This is a genomic window from Streptomyces sp. NPDC031479 (genome assembly GCF_055581065.1).
In genome coordinates this window covers 135,880-159,741 of sequence record NZ_JBVIKC010000013.1, presented here as the reverse complement: position 1 = coordinate 159,741, position 23,862 = coordinate 135,880, and the positions used below count along the sequence as shown (strand labels likewise).

The 23,862-nt window shown below is 75.1% G+C and carries 18 protein-coding genes; 9 read left to right on the top strand and 9 right to left on the bottom strand.

Annotation, left to right across the window (positions count from 1 at the left end; all coding sequences use genetic code 11):
- Positions 1–90: 90 nt before the first annotated feature.
- A complete protein-coding gene (locus ACZ5D2_RS17385; protein ID WP_371675099.1) occupies positions 91–1,794 on the bottom strand; it encodes an AfsR/SARP family transcriptional regulator in 1,704 nt (567 codons plus the stop codon).
- A gap of 568 nt (positions 1,795–2,362) precedes the next feature.
- Positions 2,363–2,983, bottom strand: coding sequence for an L-threonylcarbamoyladenylate synthase (locus tag ACZ5D2_RS17380; RefSeq protein ID WP_371675098.1), 621 nt, complete (start codon positions 2,981–2,983; stop codon positions 2,363–2,365).
- Positions 2,984–3,246: 263 nt separating this feature from the next.
- Between ACZ5D2_RS17380 and ACZ5D2_RS17375 the strand changes: the two genes are divergently transcribed.
- The 3 genes from ACZ5D2_RS17375 to ACZ5D2_RS17365 are packed head-to-tail and all read left to right on the top strand — an operon-like array spanning position 3,247 to position 7,288.
- The gene (locus ACZ5D2_RS17375) at positions 3,247–4,692 is read left to right on the top strand and encodes a L,D-transpeptidase (protein WP_371675097.1); all 1,446 of its coding nucleotides are present in this window, start codon (positions 3,247–3,249) and stop codon (positions 4,690–4,692) included.
- On the top strand, positions 4,689–6,041 hold the full coding sequence (locus tag ACZ5D2_RS17370; RefSeq protein ID WP_468930105.1) for an MFS transporter: 1,353 nt from the start codon (positions 4,689–4,691) through the stop codon (positions 6,039–6,041). The genes ACZ5D2_RS17375 and ACZ5D2_RS17370 overlap by 4 nt, the downstream gene beginning before the upstream one ends.
- Positions 6,038–7,288 (top strand): anhydro-N-acetylmuramic acid kinase, encoded by a 1,251-nt coding sequence (locus tag ACZ5D2_RS17365; RefSeq protein WP_468930102.1) that lies wholly within the window; start codon positions 6,038–6,040, stop codon positions 7,286–7,288. Before ACZ5D2_RS17370 ends, ACZ5D2_RS17365 begins: the two co-directional genes overlap by 4 nt.
- Here the strand turns inward: ACZ5D2_RS17365 and ACZ5D2_RS17360 are convergent.
- Positions 7,236–9,122: a glycoside hydrolase family 15 protein gene (locus ACZ5D2_RS17360; RefSeq protein ID WP_371675094.1), complete on the bottom strand. Its 1,887-nt coding sequence runs from the start codon at positions 9,120–9,122 to the stop codon at positions 7,236–7,238. The genes ACZ5D2_RS17365 and ACZ5D2_RS17360 overlap by 53 nt on opposite strands.
- Positions 9,123–9,469: 347 nt before the next feature.
- On the opposite strand from ACZ5D2_RS17360, the gene ACZ5D2_RS17355 reads away from it, so the two are divergent.
- From ACZ5D2_RS17355 to ACZ5D2_RS17340, 4 genes are all read left to right on the top strand, one after another.
- Positions 9,470–10,942 (top strand): multicopper oxidase family protein, encoded by a 1,473-nt coding sequence (locus ACZ5D2_RS17355; RefSeq protein WP_371675093.1) that lies wholly within the window; start codon positions 9,470–9,472, stop codon positions 10,940–10,942.
- Between the two features lie 138 nt (positions 10,943–11,080).
- Complete coding sequence (locus ACZ5D2_RS17350) at positions 11,081–14,317, top strand: amidohydrolase family protein (RefSeq protein WP_468930094.1); 3,237 nt, start codon at positions 11,081–11,083, stop codon at positions 14,315–14,317.
- A gap of 81 nt (positions 14,318–14,398) precedes the next feature.
- Positions 14,399–15,913 carry an alpha/beta hydrolase gene (locus ACZ5D2_RS17345; protein ID WP_371675091.1) on the top strand — a complete coding sequence of 505 codons (1,515 nt, stop codon included), beginning with the start codon at positions 14,399–14,401 and terminating at the stop codon, positions 15,911–15,913.
- A gap of 157 nt (positions 15,914–16,070) precedes the next feature.
- Complete coding sequence (locus tag ACZ5D2_RS17340) at positions 16,071–16,733, top strand: DUF2278 family protein (RefSeq protein ID WP_468930091.1); 663 nt, start codon at positions 16,071–16,073, stop codon at positions 16,731–16,733.
- A gap of 52 nt (positions 16,734–16,785) precedes the next feature.
- Here ACZ5D2_RS17340 and ACZ5D2_RS17335 read toward each other — a convergent pair whose 3' ends face one another.
- Entirely contained in the window at positions 16,786–17,220 is a 435-nt protein-coding gene (locus tag ACZ5D2_RS17335; protein WP_266846192.1) for a CBS domain-containing protein, read from the bottom strand.
- Positions 17,221–17,378: 158 nt separating this feature from the next.
- Between ACZ5D2_RS17335 and ACZ5D2_RS17330 the strand changes: the two genes are divergently transcribed.
- A complete protein-coding gene (locus ACZ5D2_RS17330; protein WP_371675089.1) occupies positions 17,379–17,963 on the top strand; it encodes a TetR/AcrR family transcriptional regulator in 585 nt (194 codons plus the stop codon).
- A gap of 106 nt (positions 17,964–18,069) precedes the next feature.
- Entirely contained in the window at positions 18,070–18,831 is a 762-nt protein-coding gene (locus ACZ5D2_RS17325) for an SDR family NAD(P)-dependent oxidoreductase (RefSeq protein ID WP_371675088.1), read from the top strand.
- A gap of 119 nt (positions 18,832–18,950) precedes the next feature.
- On the opposite strand, the gene ACZ5D2_RS17320 is transcribed toward ACZ5D2_RS17325, so the two are convergent.
- The 5 genes from ACZ5D2_RS17320 to ACZ5D2_RS17300 form a co-directional block, all read right to left on the bottom strand.
- On the bottom strand, positions 18,951–20,504 hold the full coding sequence (locus ACZ5D2_RS17320) for an alpha/beta hydrolase (RefSeq protein ID WP_371675087.1): 1,554 nt from the start codon (positions 20,502–20,504) through the stop codon (positions 18,951–18,953).
- Positions 20,505–20,627: 123 nt separating this feature from the next.
- Positions 20,628–21,173 (bottom strand): heme-binding beta-barrel domain-containing protein, encoded by a 546-nt coding sequence (locus ACZ5D2_RS17315; protein WP_371681069.1) that lies wholly within the window; start codon positions 21,171–21,173, stop codon positions 20,628–20,630.
- A gap of 94 nt (positions 21,174–21,267) precedes the next feature.
- Positions 21,268–21,927 (bottom strand): hypothetical protein, encoded by a 660-nt coding sequence (locus ACZ5D2_RS17310; protein WP_468930085.1) that lies wholly within the window; start codon positions 21,925–21,927, stop codon positions 21,268–21,270.
- A 230-nt stretch (positions 21,928–22,157) separates the two neighbouring features.
- Positions 22,158–22,712 carry a YbaK/EbsC family protein gene (locus tag ACZ5D2_RS17305; protein ID WP_371675085.1) on the bottom strand — a complete coding sequence of 185 codons (555 nt, stop codon included), beginning with the start codon at positions 22,710–22,712 and terminating at the stop codon, positions 22,158–22,160.
- A gap of 27 nt (positions 22,713–22,739) precedes the next feature.
- Positions 22,740–23,762 (bottom strand): methyltransferase, encoded by a 1,023-nt coding sequence (locus ACZ5D2_RS17300; protein ID WP_371675084.1) that lies wholly within the window; start codon positions 23,760–23,762, stop codon positions 22,740–22,742.
- Positions 23,763–23,862 lie beyond the last annotated feature (100 nt).

The window sequence follows — 23,862 nt, the reverse complement described above, 5'->3', positions numbered from 1 at the left end:
CAAGTGGGGCTGCCGGTACGAGCGGTGCTGCCGGACCGGGCGTGGGCCCTGGGGCAGCCGGGGCGGTACGGGGTCGGGCGGGGCGGCGTATCAGCGCGTGAGGGACGTCGTCGCCGCCGCGTCCTCGCCGTCCCGGGCCAGCCACCGCGCGTAGACCTGGAGGAAGGCATGGATCCGGTACGGCTGGCCGGGCGGCCCGTCCTCCAGCATCCCCGCCTCCACGAGCTGTTCGAGGACGGTTTCGCTCCCGGCCGCGCACAGCCCCTCGGCGGGATCGAGCGAGCCCACCCGCAGAAACGTTTCGCGCAACGGGGGCGGGAGCACGCTCACGGCCTGCCCGAACACCTCCGGCACCGACAGCCGCGGGTCCTCGGCCAGCGCCAGCCTGCCCGGCGGATCCTCCGCCAGCCAGGCCGTGCAGTCCGCGACGGACAGGCCCGGCCGGGTCAGCAGCCGCCCGGCGGCGATCCTCAGCGCGAGCGGGAAGTGGCCGCACACCGCGGCCAGTTCCCGGACGGCCGCCTCCTCGGCGCCGATCCGCTCGGCCCCGACCAGCCCGGCGAGCAGCCGGTGGGCCTCGCCCGTCCCGAGCACGTCGAGCCGGTGCACGGCCCCGCCGTGGGTGGCGACGACCGCGGCGAGCCCGCGCCGGCTGGTCACCAGCACCGAGGCGTCGCCCGTGCCGGACAGCAGGGGAAGCACCTGTCCGGCGCCGGCCGCGTTGTCGAGGAGGACCAGCCGCCGCCCGCCGCCGTCGGGCTCGGGTAGCAGCTCGCGGGCCTCCTCCACGCCGAGGGCACTGCCGTCCGGGCGGGCCAGGTCGACGACGGTCACCCCGCCGGGGAAGGCGTCCCGGACCTCGTACGCGCTCTGCCGGGCCAGCGCCGACTTGCCGATGCCGGGTGCTCCGGAGACGACCACGACCCGGGGCCCGTCCGCGTCGGTGAGCCGCAGGGCCATCGCCCGCAGGTCCGCCTCGCGTCCGGCGAAGCCGCGTACCGGCGTCGCCCCGCCGGCCGGGGAGCCCGCGCGGCCGGGGTGGGCCGTACCCGCGCCGCCGGGGTGCCCCGCGCCCGCGCCGGAGCCCCGGGGCGGAACCGGGCCGCCGACCGCCGGCGGGTCCTGCCGCGAGGGGAGTTCGGCCATCCCTTCGGCACGGACGGCCGGCCCCAGCTCCTCGGCCCGCAGGATCGCGAGCTCCAGGCGGCGCAGTCCGGGTCCCGGGTCCACACCGAGTTCCTCGCGCAGCCGGTCGCGCACGGTGCGGTACTCGGCCAGCGCCTCGGCCTGCCGTCCGGTGCGGTAGAGGGCCTCGATCAGCTGCTCGGTGAACCGCTCGCGCAGCGGGTACCGGCGGCCGCTCCCGTAGAGGTCGACCAGCACCTGATGGCAGTTGCCGGCGGCGAGTTCGAGGTCGCATACCCGCTCCAGCACCCGCAGCCGCTCCTGTTCGAGCGCGGGCACCGCGTCCCGCTGGAGCATCCGCGAGGCCACGTTGGCCAGGGGCTGGCCGTGCCAGAGCGAGAGCGCCTCGCGCAGCCGGTGCAGCTCCCCGTCCGTGCCGGCGGCGGCGCGGGCCTGCGCCGCCAGTAACCGGAACAGCACCAGGTCCAGGGTCTCGGTGTCGTTGCGCATCCGGTACCCGCCCGGTACGGCCTCTATGGTCGTCGCGGATATACCGTATTTCGCGAATAACCTGCGCAGGCGCAGTACGCACGTCTGGAGCGCGGCCCGCGCGGTCGCGGGCGGCTCCTCGTCCCAAACGGCGCGCAGGAGATAGCCGGTGGAAACCACGGCGCCGGGATGGAGGAGAAGCGCCGCGAGCAGACTGGTGGGCTTGGACGGTTTGAGAACCACTGTCTCGGGGCCGTGCGCAATACTCAGGGGCCCCAATAGCTGGAACCGCATGATGGTCCCCCGTGTCGGGTCACGTGTTTCGCAGACGGGTGTGACGGGTGCGGTGGTCTGCGGAGCTTCCGTGCCGGACATGTTCCGGAAATAGTCCGGACCATGGCCTGAGGATGCTCGCCGCTCCCCGTCGGGCGGTGAATATCTGGAACCCTACATAACGGATCTTGCGAAAGTCGAGGCGTCGACCGCAACATTTCCGGCGCACGGGCGCGCCTTCTCCTCTCCGTCACCCGGACGTCCCGTGGGGTTACTGTCGGCGCGTCAATGCTGTTCACGAGTAAACGAGTCCCGATGGTCGGCTCGCTTGAGTCTGAATTGAGTGCGCATTACCCGCGGGTCGAAACGGGATGGGGCGAGATCCTCCGCGTGGCCGAATCCAGTCGTCCGGGATGGCGGATTCCGTTTCCCGGAACGGAATCCGCCCTCGTGCGAGAAGGTGCGTCCGGCGCTGTTACTCGAAACGGTCCGTGTCGCCCGCGCCGCGGCGAATGATTTCGGCCTCGCCGCCGGAGAAGTCGATGACCGTCGTCGGCCGGGTCCCGCAGTCCCCGGAGTCGAGCACGGCGTCCACCACGTGGTCGAGCCGCTCCTTGATCTCCCAGCCCTGCGTCAGCGGCTCCTCCTCGTCCGGCAGGAGCAGCGTGCTGGACACCAGGGGCTCGCCCAGCTCGGTGAGGAGGGCCTGGGTGACGAGGTGGTCGGGGATCCGGACGCCGACCGTCTTCTTCTTGGGGTGCATCAGCTGGCGCGGCACCTCCGACGTGGCCTTCAGGATGAAGGTGTACGGGCCTGGCGTCGCCGCCTTGATCGCGCGGAAGACGTCGTTGTCGACCTGTACGAACTGCCCCAGCTGGGCGAAGTTCTGGCACACCAGGGTGAAGTGGTGGCGGTCGTCGAGGTCGCGGATCGTACGGATCCGGGTGAGGCCGTCGCGGTTGCCGAGCCGGCAGCCCAACGCGAAACACGAGTCCGTCGGATACGCGATGAGCGCGCCCGAACGGATGCTGTCGGCCACGCCGCTGATGGTGCGCCGCTGGGGGTTTTCCGGGTGTACGTCGAAATACTTCGCCATCCGTCGAGCCTACGGGACCGGACCGGCACCCTCCGCCACCCGCGAACCCCAGGGCGCCCTCCCGCGACCCCGTAGGGGGTGGCCGGAAATCGTGCTCCGGTGCGATGGGCCGGGCGGCCGTGAGGGGCGGCGGACGGCGCGCTCTGCTCCGTCCGGGTTCTCTTGGCGTGCCCGTTCGGCCCCAGGGCCGAGTTTATGATCATCGTTTCGTGATCCGGTCGTTTTGATGCTGCCATCCGGCGTGTGCGACCTGGGAGGGCTGCGTGGCGAAGTCACGGACTCAAGCGTGGAGTGCGGCGGCAGCGGTGACGGGCGCCCTGCTGGCCGTCGCCGCCGCCCCCGGCCAACCGTCCGCGGGGAACGGCCCCTTGGGCCGGACGGCGGCGGGCGCGGCCCGGGACGCGGCGGTCACCCTGCTGGTCGGCCGAGCCGTCGACGGGGAGGACGGCGACCGCGGCCCCGTCACCGCCGGCTGGTGCGAGGCCGGAGCCTTCCGGGGCGGGCCCTGCGGTGCCTGGCGGGAGCAGCGGGTTCTGGCCACCGCCCGCGGAGCCGCTTCCGTCCTGCCCGACCCGGCGTTCCGCCGCCCCGAAGCCCTCCCCACGGACGCGGGCGGGCCCCTGGAGATCGCCCTCGCCCGCTCGCAGGCCGGCGGCCTCACCGACGTCACCGTCCACGACGGCCACGGCCGCCACCTGGCCGGCGCCCTCGCCCCGGGCGGCGGCCACTGGCGCAACACCGAACCGCTGCGGGCGGGGGAGAGCTACACCGTGCGGGTCGGCGCCCAGGACGGGGACGGCACCCCGGTCGGCGTCACCATGGCCTTCCGGACCGCGCCCCCCGCCGACGGCGGCAGGCTCACCGCCGAGTTCGGACCCCGCCCGGGCACGTACGGGGCCGGGGAGATCGTGACGGCCGTCCTGAGCCGCCCGGTCCCCGCCGGGGACGCCGACGCGCGGGCCCGCGTCGAACAGGGCCTCCAGGTCACCTCGGAGCCCCACGTCGAGGGCGCCTGGCACTGGGTCGACGACACCACCCTGCACTTCCGGCCCCGCACCTACTGGCCCGCCCACACTGTGGTCCGCGTCCGCAGCGGCCTCGACGGGGTCGAGCTCGGCGGCCACGGGTACGGAGGCCCCTCCGAGTCCCTGGAGTTCACCGTCGCCGACCGGATCGAGGCCGTCACCGACTCCGCCGCCCACGAGATGACCGTACGCCGCAACGGCCGGGTCATCCGGACCATCCCGGTCACCACCGGCAAGGCGGGCTTCCTCACCCGCAGCGGCATCAAGGTCGTCCTGGGCAAGGAGGCCAAGGTCCGCATGCGCGGGGACACCGTCGGCATCCAGAAGGGCACCAAGGAGTTCTACGACCTCCCCGTCCTCTACGCGACCCGGGTCACCTGGAGCGGCGAGTACGTCCACGCCGCGCCCTGGTCGGTCGAGGCGCAGGGCGAGGAGAACGTCAGCCACGGCTGCACCGGCATGTCCACCGAGGACGCCGCCTGGTTCTTCGAGACGGTCCGCGAGGGCGACATCGTCGAGGTGGTCAACAGCGGCGGCGCGCCGATGGCCCCCTTCGACAACGGCTTCGGCGACTGGAACGTGGACTGGCGCACCTGGCTGTCGGGCAGCGCCCTGAGTTCCGCCGCCGCCCGCCCGGCACCCCTCGCCGCGCACGCCCCCTCCCGGCTGCACCCGACGACGTGACCGGGCCGCCGGGAGCGGCCGCGCCCGGCCCGCCCGCCGCTCCCCCCGCCACCGGGCCCACCGGCCGGGCCGTCCCGCCGCGCCGGGCGCTGCTGGCCGGCGCGGCCGGGAACTTCGTCGAGTGGTACGAGTTCGGCGTGTACGGCTGCTTCGCCACCGTCATCGCCGACCGCTTCTTCACTCCGGGTACGGAGGGCACGGACCCGGCCGCCCCGCTCCTGGCCGCCTACGCCTCCTTCGCCGTGGCCTTCTTCTTCCGGCCCGCCGGAGCCCTCCTCTTCGGCCGCCTCGCCGACCGGGCCGGGCGCCGCCGCGCGCTGGTCCTCGTGATCGCCCTGATGACCCTCGCCACCACCCTGATCGGCCTGCTCCCGGACCGGGCGACGGCCGGCGCCGCCGCCCCCTGGCTGCTCGTCCTGCTGCGCGCGGTACAAGGCCTGTGCGCCGGAGGGGAGTTCGGCGGCGCGGTGGCCCTGATGACCGAGCACGCGCCCCCGGGGAAGCGCGGCCGGTACGGGGCGTGGCAGTCCTTCACCGTCGCCCTGGGCCTGCTCGCCGGAGCCGCGGCCGCCGCCCTGACGGCCTCGCTGCTGCCCCCGGCGGCCCTGTCCGCGTGGGGCTGGCGGATCCCGTTCCTGCTGGCCCTGCCGCTCGGCCTGGCCGCCCTCGGCCTGCGCACCGCCCTCCCCGGACCCGGCCCCCGCACCCCCTCCCCGGAACCCGCCCCCGTCCCGGAACCCGCCCCCGCCCCGGGCATCGGCACGGTGCGGGCCGTGGCGCTCGGCGTCGGGCGGATCATGGGCTGGTCGGCGGCCGGGTACACCTTCCTCGTCGTCCTGCCGTCCTACCTCCAGTCCACGCTCGGCGCGTCCTTCCGGGAGGCACTGATCGCCACCACCCTCGCCAACCTCGGCTTCGCCGCCTCGATCCTCCCCGCCGGCCGGCTCAGCGACCGCGTGGGCCGCCGCCCCGTCATGCTCGCGGGCGCCCTCGCCGTGGCCCTGTGCGCGCTCCCGCTCCTGCACCTCCTGCGGGACCCGGCCGCCGCCGCACCCGCCAAGGCGGCCGCCCTGCTCGCCGCGGGCGCCACGGTCGGGCTGCTCGCCGGCCCCGGCCCCGCCATGCTCGCCGAGATGTTCCCCTCCTCCGTGCGCTGCACCGGACTCGGACTCGCCTACGCCCTCGCCAACGCCGTCTTCTCCGGCTGCGCGGGCCTGATCGTCACCGCCCTGACCGCGGCCACGGGCGACCCCGACGTCCCCGCCTACTACGCCGGCGGCCTCTGCGCCCTCAGCGCCCTCGCCCTGTCCGGCCTGCGCGGCGACGACCACCGGGGACCGCTGCGGTGAGGGTCGTCGGGCTGATGTCCGGAACCTCCTACGACGCCGTCGACGCCGCCGCCGCGGACATCGCCCTCGACGAGGACGGCGCCCTGCGCCTGGTCCCGCTCGGCATGGTCAGCGCCCCCTACGAGGAGACCCTGCGGGCCGCCCTCACCGCCGCCCTGCCGCCCGCCGCCACCACCCTGGCCGACGTGTGCCGCCTCGACACCCGCATCGGACAGGCCTTCGCCGCGCTGGCCGTCCGCGCCGACCGCGAACTGTGCGCCGGGCGGGCCGAGCTGATGGCCTCGCACGGGCAGACCGTCTTCCACTGGGCGGACGCCGGCAGGGTGCACGGCACCCTGCAGATCGGCAGCCCGGCCTGGATCGCCGAGGCCACCGGCTGCCCCGTCGTCAGCGACTTCCGGCCCCGCGACGTCGCCGCCGGCGGCCAGGGCGCCCCGCTGGTCAGCCTCGTCGACCTGATGCTGCTGCGCGGCCGCCCCGGCGTCCCGGCCGCCCTGAACATCGGCGGGATCGCCAACCTCACCGTCCTCCCGTCGGCCGGCCCGCCCGTGGCCTTCGACACCGGCCCCGGCAACGCCCTCCTCGACGCCGCCGTACGCGAACTCACCGCCGGGCGGCTCGACCACGACGCGGACGGCGCCCTCGCCGCGGCCGGACGGGTCCACGCGCCCCTCCTGCGCCGGCTCCTCGACGAGCCGTACTACCGGCTGCCCGCCCCCAAGACCACCGGCAAGGAGCTCTTCCACCCCGGCCACCTGCGCGCCGCCCTGGCCCCCCACCCCGGCCTCCCACCACAGGACGTCCTGGCCACCCTCACCCGGCTCACCGCCCGCACCGTCGCCGACGCCCTGCGGCCCCTGGGCGCCACCGAGGTCATCGCCTCCGGCGGCGGCACCCGCAACCACGCCCTGATGGCGGCCCTGCGCGAGGAACTGCCCCCGGGCACCGCCCTGCTCACCTCGGACGCGCTCGGTCTGCCCGCCGCCGCGAAGGAGGCGTACGCCTTCACCGTCCTCGGCTTCCTCACCGTCCACGGCCTCCCCGGCAACGCACCCGACTGCACCGGGGCCCGCGGCCCCCGCGTCCTCGGTTCCCTCACCCCCGGCCGCCGCCCCCTGGCGCTCCCGCCCGCCGTCAGCCGCCCGCCGGGCGTACTCACCATCGGGGACCGGCGCGCGAGCGGCCGCCGTGCCGTCAGCGCCGCGGCGGGGTCGGCAGCGTCGTGCCGTCCTGCTGCAGGAGGGTGAGCAGCACCAGCGCGTCCGTCCAGCCCAGCGGCACCACGGCCTTCGGCAGGCCCTTCTCGTCCACCGTCTCGGGGAGCTCGCCGAGCAGGTTGCGCCGGGACAGCACCCAGTCCAGCACCGCGCCGCCCTTGTCCCGCCGGCCCGTCGTCGACCAGGCCAGCGCGAAGAAGGAGGTGCTCGCGGTCCAGGAGACGTTCCCCCACGGCGCGTCGGGGTCGTTCCCCGGAACCACACCGCCGTTGGGGCGCAGCAGCGCCCGGTAGGTGTCGTCGAGGGCGGCGGGCAGACCGGCGGGAGCGGTGTTGAAGGGCGGAGCCATGAACGCGGCCGCGCTGTCGCGGCCGTGGAGCCCGTCGACGGTGCGCGGGTAGCCGAGCGGCGCGAACCGTTTCGCGATCCCCGCCTCCAGCCGCCCGGCGGCCTGCGCCCACCGCCGCGAGTCCTCCGCCCGCCCGAGGCGGGCCGCCAGGTCGGCAGCGGCGTTCAGCCCCGCCAGCAGGGGGGCGGCCGTACCGATGTTGGCGGTGCCGGTGGGCAGTTCCCAGTAGTCGGGGGAGGCCGGCGGCAGCCCCTCCGCGTCCAGGGACCCGGACGTGTGGTCGGCGGCACCGGCGATCGCCGGGTACAGCGCGCGCAGCCGCTCGTCGCGGTCCGCCACGGGAGCCGCCCGGTACCACTGCCAGGTGGCCCAGGGCACCCAGCCGTTGGCGTCGAGCTGCCAGGTCCGGGAGTCGGGCGGCCCGGAGCCGTCCAGGCGGGTACGGGCCTCCCAGGTGCCGTCCTCCCGCTGCGTGGCCGCGTTGTACCGCAGGATCCGGTACGCCTCCTCGTCGTGGCCGGTGTGTGCGAAGGCGGCCGCGGCGAAGGCCGAGTCACGCGGCCAGGAGAAGTCCCAGAAGGGGGACCAGGCCGCCGCGAAGGCCCCGTTGGGACGCAGCAGCGCCCGCATCGACAGCAGCGCCCGCTCCGCGCCCGCGCGCCGCGCCCCGGCCGAACCCGGGACCGCGCCGGAGGCCAGCCAGCGCCGGGACTCGGAGATCTGGGCCAGTGCGCCGGGGTCGTCCGCCGCCACGACGCGCGACTTCGCCGCCCCCGGCGGGAGGTAGCGCCACCGGCCCGACGGCAGCGCCAGCACGTTGCTGCCCTCCACGTAGTGGGCGCCGACCGCGAAGGGCGGGTCGACGGCCTCCACCGCCTTCCCGTCGGTGAGCAGCCCGGCGGTCCGCGCGCCCCGCATCGTGTCCGGTACGTAGCAGGCCTCGGTCTCCCCGCACCGCTCGCCGCCCTCCGGGTTCACGTAGAACGCGAGCCGCCCCTCGTCCTCCTGCCAGCCGCCCAGCTCCTCGTCGTACCGCGAGGCGGCCGGAAGGCCCGGCGACGCCGCACGGGTGCCGTGCCAGACGACCGGCCGGCCCCCGGCCGTGGCGGCCTGCGCGAAGAGGTAGTACCTGGCGCCCGGCCGCAGCGCGGCCTCCAGCGGGACCTCCACCCAGCCGGCGCCCGGCCCGCCCAGCCCCGCGAGGTCGACCCGGCCGGACGCGACCGCGGAAGCGGGGTCGTCGCGGACGCCGCGAACCTGCACGTCCACCGTCCCCGTCCCGGCACGGCTGCTCAGGTACAGGCTCACCCGGGTCAGCCGGGAGCCGTCGGAGACGAACTCCTGGGCCCCCGCGTGCCCCGTCGTCCCGGACCCCGCGATCCCGTACAGGGCCACGTCGTGAGCCGGCTGCCCGTCGAAGGAGAGGGGCCCGCCCGTGGCGGCCCGCCCGTACACGGCGGGCGACAGGGTCGCCAGCAGGGCGGTGGCCACCAGAACGGACCGGATACGCATCACGCATGGCCTCCACAGTGATGAAGCGTCATGAAGCAGTTCGCGTCGCGCACTCGGCGCGCCGTTCAGTCAATATGACCCGGCCGGGGCGCCACGGCGTGGACGCTACCGCTCCTGCCGCGCAGGACACCCGCACTGTCGCCCGTATGGCCCAACGGTCCGTGGCACGGCCCCCGTGCCCGGACCGCCCGGCGTCGCGCCCCGCGGCTCCAGCGGAGCAGGGCGGGCGCCCCACGGCCGCACGAGCGCGGCACAACCGTGATCGAACAAGCTTCCCGCGTCCACAACCGCGTACCCACGCGCCCAGCCGCGCGGCCGTGAGCCGCCGGGCAACCACCCACGGGGGAACAGTGATCACTCGACGGACCGCACTCAGGGCAGGCGTGGCCGCCACCAGCATCGTCGGCACGGGCGGGATGCTGCTGCCGGTCGTGAACGCCGTCGCCACCGAGCCCCCCGCCCCCGCGGCCGAGCTCGACGCCGCGGGCATAGCCAAGTTCACCCAGAGGATGCCGCTCGCCCCGGTCCTCCAGCCGTACCTGACGACGAGCACCACCAGCTACTACCGGATGAACCTGAAGGAGGCTTCGAAGGAGATCGTGCCCGGCCTGACCACCCGGCTGCGCACCTTCAACGGATCCTTCCCCGGCCCCGTCATCAAGGCCGAGTCCGGCCGCCGGGTCGTGGTCCGCCAGACCAACTCCCTCTCCGTCCCCACCTCGATCCACCTGCACGGCGCCCACGTGCCGCAGGACAGCGACGGCTCGCCCATGGACCTCATCGAGGCGGACGGCGGCACCAAGACGTACACGTACCCCAACACCCAGCCGCACGCGAACCTGTGGTTCCACGACCACGCCCACCACATGGAGTCGGAGAACGTCTTCCGCGGGATGACGGGCACCTACGTGCTCACCGACGACATCGAGCGCCGCCTGCGCCTGCCCTCCGGCGCCTACGACGTCCCGGTCTCGCTGCGCGACGCCCGCTTCGCGCAGAACGGCGAACTCATCTACGAGATGGGCGACTTCAAGCACCGCAACGTCATCCTCGCCAACGGCAGGGCCTGGCCGTACTTCGAGGTCGCGGCCCGCAAGTACCGCTTCCGCCTCACCAACACGGCCAACCAGCGGTTCTTCGCCCTCCGCCTCGCCGACGGCTCCGAGATCGTCCAGATCGGCACGGACGGCGGCCTGCTCCCCGCCCCGCACCGCACCGACACCGTCGCGATCAGCCCGGGCGAGCGCGCCGACGTCGTCATCGACTTCTCCCGCTACCCGGTCGGCACCACCATCGAACTGGTCAACAAGGACGTCGCCCCCTTCGAATCGGCCGACGTGGTCGGCAAGGTGATCCAGTTCCGGGTCACCCGCACCGCGCGGGACGACAGCGTCGTCCCGGACACCCTGCGCACCCTCCCGCCGCTGCCCGCCGCCACCGTCAACCGCAGCTTCGACATGAAGATGGACGAGACCGGCAGCCCGGGCAGCCAGGCGTACATCAACGGCAAGACGTACGACATGGACCGGATCGACACCGAGATCGCCTACGGTGCCACCGAGATCTGGACCGTGAAGAACTCCAACCAGTTCGCCCCGCACAACTTCCACATGCACCTCGTGCAGTTCAGGGTGCTGGAGCGGAACGGGCAGCCGGTCACCGCCGGCTCCGAGACGGGCCTGAAGGACACCGTCCCGCTCAAGCCGGGCGAAACGGTGAAGCTCCAGGCCACCTTCACCGGCTACCGTGGCACCTACGTCTACCACTGCCACCTGTTCGACCACGGGGCCATGGGCATGATGGCGAACATGCGCATCTCCTGAAGTACCACGGATCCCTCGCCCCGGCGGACGTACGGCCCGCCGGGGCGAGGCCGTTGCCGGAACCCGGTCTTGATCGTTTGGCTGCCTGACGGGCCGTCGGACGGACGGCGAGACACGGGACGGGTGGTCGGGGTGCGGGTGGCGCGCAGGACGGTTCTACGGGCGGGCTCGGCGGGAGCGCTGGCGGCGCTGGTCGGCCACCCGCCGGCCGCCGCGGCGGCCACGGCCCCGGCCGGCCCCGACCCCGCCGGCGCGGTCACGGCCCCCGCGGCCGTGACCGGTCCGGCCGCGGCCGGCGCGTACGCGGCCGGGGAAACGGCCCGGATCCGCCTCACCCGCGCGACCAACGGCGCGGCCACCGCCACCGCCACCGGGGAGCGCGTCGTCGCCGAGGTGCAGGGCGTCCTGTGGTCGCTGCCCCCCGACGGCGCGCCCGCCACCCGCCTCACCCCGCCCGACCTGGAGCCCGGCCGCCCGGTGTTCTCCCCGGACGGTCACCGGATCGCCATGAGCGCCTACCGCGGCGGCGCCTTCCACATCTGGGTGATGGACGCCGACGGATCCGGCCTGCGCAGGCTCACCGACGGCCCCTTCGACCACCGGGCGCCCGCCTGGTCGCCCGACGGCCGCCACCTCGCCTTCTGCTCCGAGCGCGGCGGGGACCCCGTCGCCGGCGGCCCGTACCGGATCTGGACCGTCCCCCTCACGGGCGGCCGCCCCGTCCCCCTCACCGGTCTCCCCGGGCAGCAGGGTCCCGGACAGGAGGGCGCCTGGGAGGACTTCGACCCCGTCTGGACCCCGGACGGAGCCCGCGTGCTCTTCGTCCGCGCCACCGTCGACGGGGAGACCCTGACCGCCCGGACCCTCGCCTCCGTCGCCGCCGACGGACGGGGCCCCGTACGCGTGGACCACACCGTCGCCGACGGCAGCCTGCTGACCCCCGCCCTCTCCCCGGCCGGCCGCACCGCCTGGCTGTCCGCCGCCCCCGGACCCCGCAAGACCCAGATCCTCACCCTCCACGCCGACGGCCGCCCCGTCCCCCTCGACGGGGACGTCGCCCCCGCGCCCCCGCGCTGGATCGGTGACGACCGCCTGCTCGTCACCCTCGACGGCCGCTTCCGGGTGATCCGCCCGCACCGCGACACCACCGGCCGCGAGATCCCCCTCGACGCCACCCTCGAAGTGCCCCGCCCCCGCTACCGCGTCAAGGAGTACGCGCTGGAGGCCGAGCCCGGACGCCCCGTACGCGGAGTCCACCTGCCCCGCCTCTCGCCCGACGGCCGCACCGTCGTCTTCGTCGCCCTCAACGCCCTGTGGACCGTCCCCGTCGGCGGGGGAGCCCCGCGCAGGATCGCCCAGGCCCCCGCGACGGCCTACGTCCAGGGACCGGTGTGGACCCCCGACGGCCGGGCGCTGATCTACACCGACGACCGCGACGGGCTCAACACCGTACGGCGCCGCGAACTCGCCGGCGGCCACGAGAGCGTCCTCGCCGCCGACGGCCGCGTCTACGGCTCGCTCTCGCCGGACGGCACCCGGCTCGCCTGCCTCGACCTCTCAGGACGCCTCCTCGTCCGCGACCTCGCCACCGCCACCGAGACCCCCCTCGTGGCGGCCCTCGGCGGCGGCGGACTGCCGAGCCCGCCCAGCTGGTCGCCCGACGGCCGCCACGTCGCCCTCTGCGACCGCAACCGGATCAGCCACCGCTTCCGCGAGGGCCACAACCTCATCCGGATCGTCGACACCACCACCGGCGCGGCCCGGCTGCACGCCCTCGCCCCGCACGCCTCCCTCTCCGACAGCTACGCCAGCGGCCCCGTCTGGTCGCCCGACGGCCGCTTCCTCGCCTGCGTCGCCGAATCCGCCCTGTGGCTGCTGCCCGTCACCCCCGACGGCACCCCCACCGGCACCGCCCGCCGCCTCACCGACGAGTGCGCCGACCACCCCTCCTGGGCCGCCGACTCCCGCACCCTGCTCTACCAGTCGGGCGACCGGCTGCGCCTGCTGACCCTCGACGCCCAGGGCGCCCCCGCGCGCCCGCCCCGCACCGTACCGGTCTCGCTGACCCACCGCCGCCCCTCCGCCGTCGACACCGTCGTGCACGCCGGCCTCCTCTGGGACGGCACCGGAGCCCCGCCCCGCGCCGACGTCGACGTCCTGATCAGCGGCGGGCGCGTCACCGCCGTCGAAGCACACCGGCCCCGCCGCCGCGCGGCCCGCACCGTCGACGCCTCCCGGGGCACCGTCCTGCCCGGCCTGTGGGACGCCCACGTCCACCCGTACCCGTACACCTACGGCGCCCGCCAGGGCCTCCTGCACCTCGCCTACGGCGTCACCACCACCGTCTCCCTCGGCGGCTCCGCCCACGAACAGGCCCGCCTGCGCGACGACATCCGCGCCGGCCGGCTCACCGCCCCCCGGCTGCTGGCCGGCGGCGAACTCCTCGACGGCTCCCGCGTCGCCTACAGCATGGGCCGCGCCCACCGCACCGCCGAGGGCCTCGCCCGCTCCCTGGCCCGCGCGCAGGCGCTGGACTGGGACTTCGTCAAAACCTACGTCCGCGCCCCGTACGCCTTCATGGAGCAGGCCGCCCGCTTCGCGCACGAGCGGCTCGGCGTCCTGGCCGGCTCCCACCTGTGCGCCCAGGGCATCACCTCCGGCCAGGACCTCACCACGCACCTCGTCGCCACCGAACGCGCCGAACACGGCCACGGCGCCACCCCGGCCGGCCACACCTACGAGGACACCCTCGCGCTCTACACCCACGGCGGCTTCGACCTCATCGCCACCCCCTTCGCGGCCCTGCCGCTGATCGGCGCCGACCCGTCCCTCGCCGACGACCCCCGCGTCACCGCCCTGATGCCCCCCTGGGACGCGAGCGCCGTCCGGGCCGCCGCCGCCCTGCCGCCGACCGCCGAACAACTCACGGCCCTGGAACGGGAGACCGGCGTCTACCGGCGGGTCCTCGCGGGCGGCGGCCGGGTCGCCCTCGGCACCGACGCACCCCTCACCCCGGTCGGCCTCCACCTCCACCTCGCCCTGCGCGCCCTGCACCGGTACGGCTTCTCCCCGGCCGAGGCCCTCACCACCGCCACCCGCACCCCGGCCCGCGTCTTCGGCGTCGCCGACCACCTCGGCACGGTGGAACCGGGCAAGCTCGCCGACCTCACCCTCGTCGACGGCGACCCCTTCACCGACTTCGCCGACCTCGTCCGCGTCCGGGCCGCCGTGCGCGCCGGAACCCTCCACGAACGCGCCGCACTCGAAGCCGCCCACCCCCGCGCCGCAGGGCCCGGCCCCGACTGGCAGCCGGTCCTGCGCCAGATGCTCAGGGACGGCTGCTGCACCCACCGGTCCCACGGTCACCAGGCCTGACGGACCAGGGGGGTTATCCCCACCCCGGGGCGACCGGGCTGCCGGATGGGAGCCGGGGCCGCGGACAACGAGGCTTGCCCCATGACGAATTCCAGGAACAAGGCCCTCCTCCTCGCCCTCTGCGCCGCCACCGCCGCCACCACCCTGAGCGCCGTCGTCCCGGCGGCGGCCACGGCTCCCGGGGCGGGAGCGCAGCTTCCCCGGCTCGTCTGGCACCCCTGCGCGAAGCCGGGCGGCCCCGCCACCCAGGAGTGCGCCGACCTGCCCGTCCCCCTCGACTACGCGAACCCGGCCGGCCCGCAGATCACCGTCGCCGTCTCCCGCGTCCGCAGCGACCGCCCCGAGGCCCGGCGCGGCACCCTGGTCGTCATCCCCGGCGGACCCGGCGGCTCGGGCGTCCAGCGCCTCACGCAGAAGGGCGCCGCGCTCCAGAAGCAGCTCGCCGGCGCCTACGACCTCGTCGCCTTCGACCCCCGCGGCGTCGGCGGCAGCACCACCGCCTCCTGCGGTCTCACCCCCGGCGACCGCTACCTCACCAGCCTGCGCGCCTGGCCCGCCCCCAACGGCGACATCTCCGAGAACGTCGCCCGCTCCGAGCGCATCGCCGAGGCCTGCGCCCGCAACGGCGGCCCCGTGCTGCGCAGTTTCACCACCGCGAACGAGGTGGCCGACATGGACCGGCTCCGCGAGGTCCTCGGCGAACGCAAGATCTCCGCCTGGGGCGTCTCGTACGGGACCTACGTCGGCGCCGTGTACGCGCAGAAGCACCCGGAGCGCACCGACCGCTGGGTCCTGGACAGCAGCGGCGACCCCGACCCCACCCGCCTCGCCCGGGGCTGGCTGGCGAACATGGGCCAGGGCGCCGACGACCGCTTCCCCGACTTCGCCGCCTGGGCCGCCCACCCCGACCGGGACCGCGACGGCCTGCGGCTGGCCCGCGACCCCGGGGACGTGGAGCCGCAGCTGCTGGCCCTCGCCGCCTCCCTGGACCGCACCCCGCGGCCGACGACCACCCCGGGCGTGCCCCTGACCGGCAACGGCCTGCGCCAGGCCCTGCAGAACGCCCTGTACGGCGACTCCGCCTTCCCCGCCTTTGCCAAACTCCTCGTCTCCCTCCGGGACCCGGCGGCCACCCCCGTCCTCCCGCCGGAGCTGGCCCAGCCGCTGCGCGACGAGGACGCCGCCCAGCTGGTCGCCGTGCTCTGCAACGACGTGGCCTGGCCGCGCGAGGGCGCCGCCGCGGGCCAGCGCGCCGTGGACGAGGACCGCGCCCGCCACCCCCTCACCGCGGGCATGCCCGTCAACGTGCTGCCCTGCGCCTACTGGAAGGACGCCCCGGAGCAGAAGCCGACCCGGATCACCGCGAACGGTCCGTCCGACATCCTCATGGTCCAGAGCCGCCGCGACCCCTCCACGCCCCACTCCAAGGGCCTGAAGATGCGCGAGGCCCTGGGTGACCGGGCGGTCCTCGTCACCGTCGAGCAGGGCGGCCACGGCCTCTACCTCGGCAACGGCAACGCCTGCGCGGACCGCACCGTCACCACCTTCCTCACCACCGGCCGGCGCCCCGCCCGCGACACCGACTGCGCCAACTGACGGCCACCGCGCCGGGGGTCCGCCGGTGGATCCGGCCGGCCGGCCGCCGACCGCGACCACACCGGCGGGTGACCGGGTACCGCCGCCCGTGGCCACGGGCGGCGGCAGTCGAGCGAGTCCCCCCGGCCGACGGGCCGGCGGTGGTTGACTGACGGTCATGCCGCTCGACTCCTACGGCGTGCTGTCAGGGACGCTGCACAGCCACTTCCGCGACCAGCCCGACACCCAGGGGCACTGGTTCCACGTCAACCTGGAGGTCGACGCGCCCGCCGGGCGCTACCGGTGCGCCGTCGACGTGGACAGCAAGGAGTCCGCCACCGGCGTCCGGTGGAAGACCTTCACCCTGTCCGCCTCGCAGCTCGACCCGCTGCCCGCGCTGGCCGCCGGCTACCACGACCTGTCGATGTCGTCCGGCTCGGGCGCCGTCGACTACCTGCGCCACCCGGCCCTCGTGGACAGCCCCGGCTGCCTCTTCGTCCGCCGCCCGCCCGCGTGGATCCAGCACCTCCTGGACCGGCTGGACCCTCCCCGCCCGTGGATCTCCGGCTCCAATCTGGACGCCGCGGGGGCGCTGGAGCCGATCCTCGTCATCGGCCGGCCGATCCTGATCCTCGGCCAGCCCTTCGACCACGGCGGCCTGGGCATGCACAACATCCACCAGAACCAGGGCGACCCCTACGGCAGCCAGTGGTGGCCCGACAACGGCACCTGGCAGGACGGGGCCACCTTCACCCGCCGCCCCGACGGCCTCTACGACGTCTTCCTCAACAAGTTCACCAGCCAGGCGGACCACACCGGCCCGGACGGCCACCCCCTCTAGGCCCTGGCGACGGCCCGCGGGGACGGCCGCCCGGTGGCACCGGGCGCGGTCGTCAGTTGGCGGCGTAGACGCGCACCGCGAACTCCGCGATGTCCGCGTCGGAGAGGTTCTTGGCGAGGTTGGCCTCGGTGATCATGCCCACGAGCCGGTGGCCCCCGGCCATGTCGATGACGGGCAGCCGCTTGATCTGGTGGACCTCCATGGTGTCCAGGGCCTCCTGGGCGGTGGTCTCGCCGTCCACCCAGTGCAGGACCCCGCCCAGCTCACCGGCACGCACCCCGGCCGGCTCCCGGCCCTCGGCGCAGCACTTCACGACGATGTCGCGGTCGGTGATCATTCCCTGGAGGCGTCCGTCGTTCCCGCAGATGGGCAGGGCGCCGACGTTCAGGTCGCGCATCATGCGCGACGCGTCCAGCAGGGACTGGTCCTCCCGTACGCACTGCACGTCCCCGGTCATGATGTCCCGGGCCCGCAGGTTCCTGGTCATGGTTCCTCCTCTGGGTCGGTGACTGCGTACCTTCCTCCCGTTGCCCCTCCTCTTACGAGCACAGCACGGATGGGCCGCCGGGGCGCGCCGGGGCGGGGAGGCGAGCCCCGGCCCCGATTTATTGACTGTTCGTTCCAGAATCTTCTATGATCTTGGGCATGGCCAGGACCAAGGAATTCGATCCGGACGCCGTGCTGCAGTCGGCTCTTGAGCTGTTCTGGCGGCGCGGCTACGAGGCGACGTCGGTGACCGACCTCGTCGAGTGCCTCGGCATCGGCCGCGCGAGCATCTACGCGACCTTCGGCAGCAAGCACGAGCTCTACCTGAAGGCGCTCGACCGCTACGCCGAATCCCGTGACCTGCTGCTCCTCGCGGAGCTGTCGCGGCCGGGGCCCGCGCTGCCCGCGGTCAGGGCGGTGGTGCGCCGCTTCGCCGCCGAGGCGGGCGCGCCGCAGGAGAGGTTGAACGGCTGTTTCGTCACCAACACCGCCGCCGAGCTGGCCTCGCACGACACGGCCGCGGCCCGCCGGGTCGAGGCGGGCTGGGACCGCCTGGAAACCCTGCTCCACTCGGCCCTCGTACGGGCCCAGGGGCAGGGTGAGCTGGCCCCGGACCGCGACCCCCGCGCGCTGGCCCGCATGCTGCTGGTGCTGCTCCAGGGCGTACGGATCGTGGGCAAGGCCTGCGGGGACCCCGCCAGGGTGCGGGACGCCGCCGAGCAGGCCCTGGCCCTGCTGGACTGAAGACCGTGCGGAAGGGGGGCCTTCGGGCTCCCCTTCCGCGGCACCGAATTCTGAACCGATCAGTCAAATATGGGGCGGGTGCCCCTCCCTCGAAGGAGTCATCGACATGCAGCACCGCTTCACCGGCAAGACCGTCCTGGTGACCGGCGCGGGCTCCGGCCTCGGCCGGGCGATCGCCCTGGCCTTCGCCGCCGAGGGCGCGTCAGTGGTCGCCGCGGGACGCACCGCGGCCCCGCTGGAGGAGACGGTCGCCCTCATCGGGGCGGCCGGCGGGGCCGCGGCCGCCGTCACCGCGGACGTCACCGACTCCGACAGCCTGCGCGACCTCGTCCACGCGAGCGTCACCCGTTTCGGCGGCCTGGACATCGCCGTCAACAACGCGGGGATACTGCGCGGCGCGGGCCCCGTCGCCGACGTGGACGAGGAGGACTGGGACGCGGTGCTGCGCACCAACGTCACCGGCGTCTGGCTGGCGATGAAGCACGAGATCGCGCACATGAGGGAGAACGGCGGCGGCGCCATCGTCAACATCTCCTCCAACCTCGGCGCCCACCGCCGCGTCCCCGGCGCCGCCGCGTACATCACCTCGAAGGCCGCCGTCTCCGCCCTCACCCGCGCCGCCGCCCTCGACCACGTCCAGGACGGCGTCCGCATCAACGCCGTCAGCCCGGGAGCCTCCGTCGCGCCCATGTCACTGCTGCCGGGCGAGACGGAGGCCGAGCGCACCGGGCGGATGAAGACGCAGACCCCGCTCGGGCGGGCCGCGGAGGCCGAGGAGGTGGCCGCGGCCGTCCTCTACCTCGCCTCGCCCGCCGCCGGCGCGGTCGTCGGGTCCGACCTCGTCGTGGACAGCGGCTCCTCGGCCTGAGGCCCTGAGCCCAGGCCCTGAGGCCCCGAGGCCCTGAGGCCCCGAGGCCCTGAGGCCCCGGGGCGAGCCGGTCCGGGCCGGCTGGGGGCCCGTGCGCCGTGCGCCGGGCCCCTGCCGGATCAGCCCCGGGCCGGCGCCGCGGGGACCGGCAGCGGATTCCCCTCGCAGGCGGCGTCCGCGGCCGGCATCCGGCCGTCGGCCAGGAACCCCTCCACGTACCCGTCGACGCAGGCGTTGCCCGCCTGGTACACGCCGTGGTCGCCGCCGTGCACGGTGATCATGCGAGAGCCCGCCAGCCGCTGGTGTGCCCGTACGGCGCCCTCGTAGTAGGTGGCCGGGTCGTGCGTCGAGCCCAGCATCAGGATGGGCGGCAGCTCCCGGCCGTTCCCTGCGGGCCGGGGCGCGCGCGAGCGCGGCCACTGGGCGCAGACCGCCGCGTACGACAGCTCCCGGGCCCCGATCATGGGGTGGGTGCGGGCGTCGGCCCCGCTGCGCGCCACCCAGTGGTCGAGGTCACGGTCCCACGGGGAGTCCTGGCAGACGACCGAGAAGAAGTCCGCCGCGAACGCCGCCCCCAGCGGATGCCTGAGCTTCGCGGCGAGGGCCTGCCGGGCGGCGGGCGGCGCGGCGTCCGGGTTCTGGAGCAGGCCGAGCACGGCCGCGAGGTCGGGGAAGCGGCTGCCGCTGTAGATGATCGACGTCGTGGCCGCGTCGAGGCGGTCGGGGGTGACCCGCGTCCCCTCCAGGTCCAGCGGGCGGTCGCGGAGCGCGGCGCGCAGACGCTCGTAGCCGGCCTTGGCCTCCTGCGGGGTCCGCCCCAGGTGGTAGACGTCGTCATGGAGGGCCAGCCAGGGCAGGAAGTCCTCCTCGAAGCGCCGCTGGAAGCTCAGCGGCTGCCCCGTCATGAACTCCTCCCAGCCGGCGGTGGCGTCGATGGCGCTGTCGAGGACCATGCGGTCGACCCGGCGCGGGAACGTCCGCGCGTACTGGGCACCGAGGAAGGTGGCGTACGAGGGGCCGTAGTAGGAGATCCGCTCGGTCCCCAGCAGCGCGCGGTACAGGTCCATGTCGCGCACGGCCTGATCGGTGGTGATGAAGGGCAGCAGACCGCCCGAGTTGTTCCGGCAGTCCCGAACGAACCGCCGCGCCCGCTCCAGCGTGCCGTTCACCGCCTCCGGCGAGCGGTCGCGCAGGTCGCCGCCGCCGAACATGTCGTCGACGGCGTCCTGGTCCGAGCAGACCACGTTCGTACTGGCCCCGACCCCTCGCTGGTCGAAGCCGACGATGTCGTACGCGGCCGCCAGCTTCGGGGCGTAAGAGGCCAGCCCCTCGGGCCGGCCCAGCCCCGAGGCGCCGGGCCCGCCCGCGGCCATCATCAGCACACCGCGCCGGGCGGCGGGACCGGCGGCCCGGTGGCGGGACACCGTGACCGTGAGGTCCGCTCCCTCGCCGGGGTGGTACCAGTCGCGCGGCACCGTCATGGAGGCGCATTCGAGCGAACCGGACGGACAGGGACGCCAGTCGAGCCGCTGGTGGGCGTACCGCCCGGGAACGGCGGGCGCGCCGGCCGGCGGAGCGGCCGCGGCGGCGGGTGAGGCGGGCAGGGCTGCGAGGGCGAGCAGCCCGCAGGCGGCGGTCGCGGCCCAGCGCGCGGGCTTGCGGAAGAGGTGCACGGTCGGGTTCCCCCCGGTGGAGTGGATCGGTCACCCCACCCTCTCCGCCCCGGGGGTCCCGCGGCGATCCCCCTGGCATCCGTCCCGGGGGTGGTGCTGGTGCCACCCCCGGGGGCGTGCCGGTCAGGAGGAGGGGCGGCGGCGCAGGTGCGCGGTGAGGTGGTGCTGCAGGGGCCGGCCCACGGCTGCCATGTCGTGAACGACCGTCATCCGGTCGCCGTCGAGCGTGTAGTGACGGCGGGTGGCCGTGACCTCCTTGGCCAGCGGGGTCAGCGCCACGTCCTTCGTCTCGATCTCCACCTCGGTCCCGGACACCCGGCCGACGTAGGTCTCGACGATGCCGGTCGGGTGCGCGAGCACCACCTCCAGGGAGGCGTCGGGGGTCACCCGCCACCACCCGGCCTCCCGCCCCGCCGGCCGCACCGGCGCCCCGGATCCGTCGATCAGCCAGGCGCGCGCCTCGTAGCGCAGGAACGGACGGCCGTCGTGGCTGAAGGTGAGCTCCTGCTCGTACCGGAAGTCCTGCTCCAGCGTCGGGTACTCGCCCTCCCCGCGCCCGTGCCAACGCCCGATCAGCGGCAGCACCGGCCGCAGCAGCGGGTGCGGTTCGGGGCCCTCGCCGAGGACGTGGGTGTCGGGGTACGGATTGTCCTGGACCGACTCGAACATGTTCACCCTGCCTGTCTGCGGATTCCCCCGTGGCGCGCAGCCCAGCCGGACGCGGCCGCCGTCCCGGGGCGGGCGTCAGGCGCGGGCCGACGGATCAGGCCACGAACTCCTCGTCACCGTAACGCACTTCCGCACGGCTCCAGTCGACCCCGAGGGCGGCCGTGAACCTGCGGGCCAGCGGCAGGTCGGACACCGGGGCGATGAGGATCAGCTCCCCGCCCAGGGTGACCGAGCCGCCGCCGAGCCGCTCGCGGGCCTCGGGGTCCGCGACCAGCGCTTCGCGCAGCCGGGTGGGGCTGACCCCGGCGGCCCGCACCTCCACCGCGTCGGTCTCCGGCGAGGTGCGCGGCAGACAGCGGAACGTCAGCACCGACTCCTGGTCGTACTGCTTGCGGATGACGTCGGCGATGTGGTGCAGACCGTCCCGCCCCACGCGCTCGACGTCGAACTCCCGCGACCGCTCGTACGTGGTCTGCTTCTGCTCGCCGGACCAGAACACCCCGTCCAGCAGGGTCGAGCCGGCCGTCAGCGCGCCGTGCGCCCGGACGATGCCCCGCACCTCGTGGTCGAAGCGCGTCAGGCGCGTCCGCAGCCGGGGGTCGGCCGGATCCGTGATGACCGCCGTGTTGTCCGTGGCGAAGACCTCCGCCGTCGGACAGCCGGATCGGGACACCGGAGCGGCCTGGGCGGTCCCCGCACCGGCCGAACCCAGTGCCAGGACCCCGATCGCCACCAGCACCCGCAACCGCTTCATGCCTCAACTCCCCGCTCGTGAACGCGAAACGCGGCTCCTGGAGCCGCGGCGCGCCCCATCCTAGGAGCGCCCCGGACACCCGGGGGGCGGCGGCGACCCGAATGGCCGATGGCGAAGGGTGGCGCCTGCACCGCGCCGGCACGCCGCCGGGTGAGGCGGTGGACGATCCCGTTCTGCGGATGCCTCAGCCGGCCGGCCCGTCAGGCGGGGCAGGGCCGGGCCCCGGGGTTCTAGGCCGACAGGCCCTCGATCACCTCGGCGCCGGGCAGTCGGGCGAAGAGGTCGCCCGGGGCGATGAGCTTGCCGCGGCGGCGGCCGCTGCCCACCAGGCAGTACGGCATGTCGACGACGGCGGGGTCCACCAGCAGGGGCCAGTCGGACGGGAGGCCCAGCGGGGTGATGCCCCCGTACTCCATCCCGGTCAGCTCCACGGCCGTGTCCATCGGCGCGAAGGACACCTTCCGGGCCCCCAGGTGCCGCCGGACCACGCCGTTGACGTCGGCCCGGGACGCCGAGGGCACCAGGCAGGCGGCGAGCGCGGTCTCGCCCCCGCGCCGCGCGGCCACCACCACGCAGTTCGCCGATCGGGCCAGCAGGTCGCGCCCGTAGTGCTCCACGAAGGCGGCCGTGTCGGCGACGGCCGGATCCGTGTCGACGTACACGATCCGCTCGACGGGCAGGTCCGCCGCGAGGGCGCGGAGTGCCGCCGCCACGGGCGGGACGAGTTCTTCCAGGCAGTCGGGGGCGGGCCGGGCGAGGTCGAAGGAGCCGATGGGAGCACGCATGCCCGCACGGTAACAGCGCCCGCGCCCTCACACCGCGACGGCCTCGATGACCGAGGGCAGCGCGGGCGTCGGCAGGATCCGGTGCAGCCGGAACCCGGACCGTGCGAGCATCGACTCGAACTCGGCCGCGGTGCGCTCGCGGCCCCGGACCACCATCAGCATGACGATGTCCAGTTCCACCGCCGGATGCGGCACGCCGCTCCCGGGCAGCACCGCGTCCGCGATCAGCAGCCGGGCGCCGGGCGCCGCCGCGCGGCGGACGGATTCGAGGATGCGCAGGGCGTCCTCGTCGCTCCAGTCGTGCAGGACGTGCTTGAGGACGTAGAAGTCGCCGCCGGACGGTACGGCGGTGAAGAAGTCCCCGCCCTCGACCCGCCACCGCCCCGCGATACCGGGCTGGTCCAGCAGGTGTTCGGCCACCGTGGCGGGCCGGTCGAACAGGACGCCCTCCAGCGAGGGCCACCGGCCGAGCACGGCCCGCAGCAGCCCGCCCCGCCCGCCGCCGACGTCGATGACGCGGGAGCCCTCGGGGAACGCGTAGCTCCCCGCGATCAGTTCGTCGGCGGGGCCGGAGAGCGAGGCCATGCCGGCGTCGAAGACGGACCGTTCGGCGGGGGACTTGAGGAGGTACTCGAAGAAGGGCACGCCGTGGGCCAGTTCGAAGGAGGACTCCCCGGTGCTCAGCGTCCCGGGGAGCTCGGCCGCGGACCGCGCGAACATCGGATCGGTGATCATGAGCACGCCGGCGTGCTGTGAGTCCGGCGCGTCGGTGCGCAGCGGGCGCCCGCTCTCCTCCAGCCGGAAGGCGCCCCGCTCGTCCTCGCGGAACAGCCCGCGGACCGCGAGCAGACGCAGGAGGCGCCGCAGGGCAGCGGCGTCGGTGCCGGTCCGGGCGGCGAGTTCCTCGGCCGTGCGGGGGCCGTCGGCGAGGTGGTCGGGGATCCGGTGGACGGCCACGGCCCGCAGGGCCGCGGCGTGTACGTGCCCGAACATCACGTCGTGCAGGGCGGACGGTGCGTAGGGGTCGGTGAGGTCGCCGGGACGGGCCACGGTCGCGCTCCTGTCGTGTCGGGGACTGCCGCACCGTCATGGTGGCCCCCCGCACGGCGGGGCGGGCCGCTTTCGCCGCAGCCGCCCGCCGTCAAGTCGA

Coding starts and splice junctions, on each gene's coding strand:
- ACZ5D2_RS17380 (WP_371675098.1), bottom strand. CDS start 2,983: ATGGCGAAGTATTTCGACGTACACCCGGAAAACCCCCAGCGGCGCACC.
- ACZ5D2_RS17315 (WP_371681069.1), bottom strand. CDS start 21,173: ATGTTCGAGTCGGTCCAGGACAATCCGTACCCCGACACCCACGTCCTC.
- ACZ5D2_RS17305 (WP_371675085.1), bottom strand. CDS start 22,712: ATGCGTGCTCCCATCGGCTCCTTCGACCTCGCCCGGCCCGCCCCCGAC.
- ACZ5D2_RS17340 (WP_468930091.1), top strand. CDS start 16,071: ATGCCGCTCGACTCCTACGGCGTGCTGTCAGGGACGCTGCACAGCCAC.
- ACZ5D2_RS17325 (WP_371675088.1), top strand. CDS start 18,070: ATGCAGCACCGCTTCACCGGCAAGACCGTCCTGGTGACCGGCGCGGGC.
- ACZ5D2_RS17345 (WP_371675091.1), top strand. CDS start 14,399: ATGACGAATTCCAGGAACAAGGCCCTCCTCCTCGCCCTCTGCGCCGCC.
- ACZ5D2_RS17310 (WP_468930085.1), bottom strand. CDS start 21,927: ATGAAGCGGTTGCGGGTGCTGGTGGCGATCGGGGTCCTGGCACTGGGT.
- ACZ5D2_RS17335 (WP_266846192.1), bottom strand. CDS start 17,220: ATGACCAGGAACCTGCGGGCCCGGGACATCATGACCGGGGACGTGCAG.
- ACZ5D2_RS17330 (WP_371675089.1), top strand. CDS start 17,379: ATGGCCAGGACCAAGGAATTCGATCCGGACGCCGTGCTGCAGTCGGCT.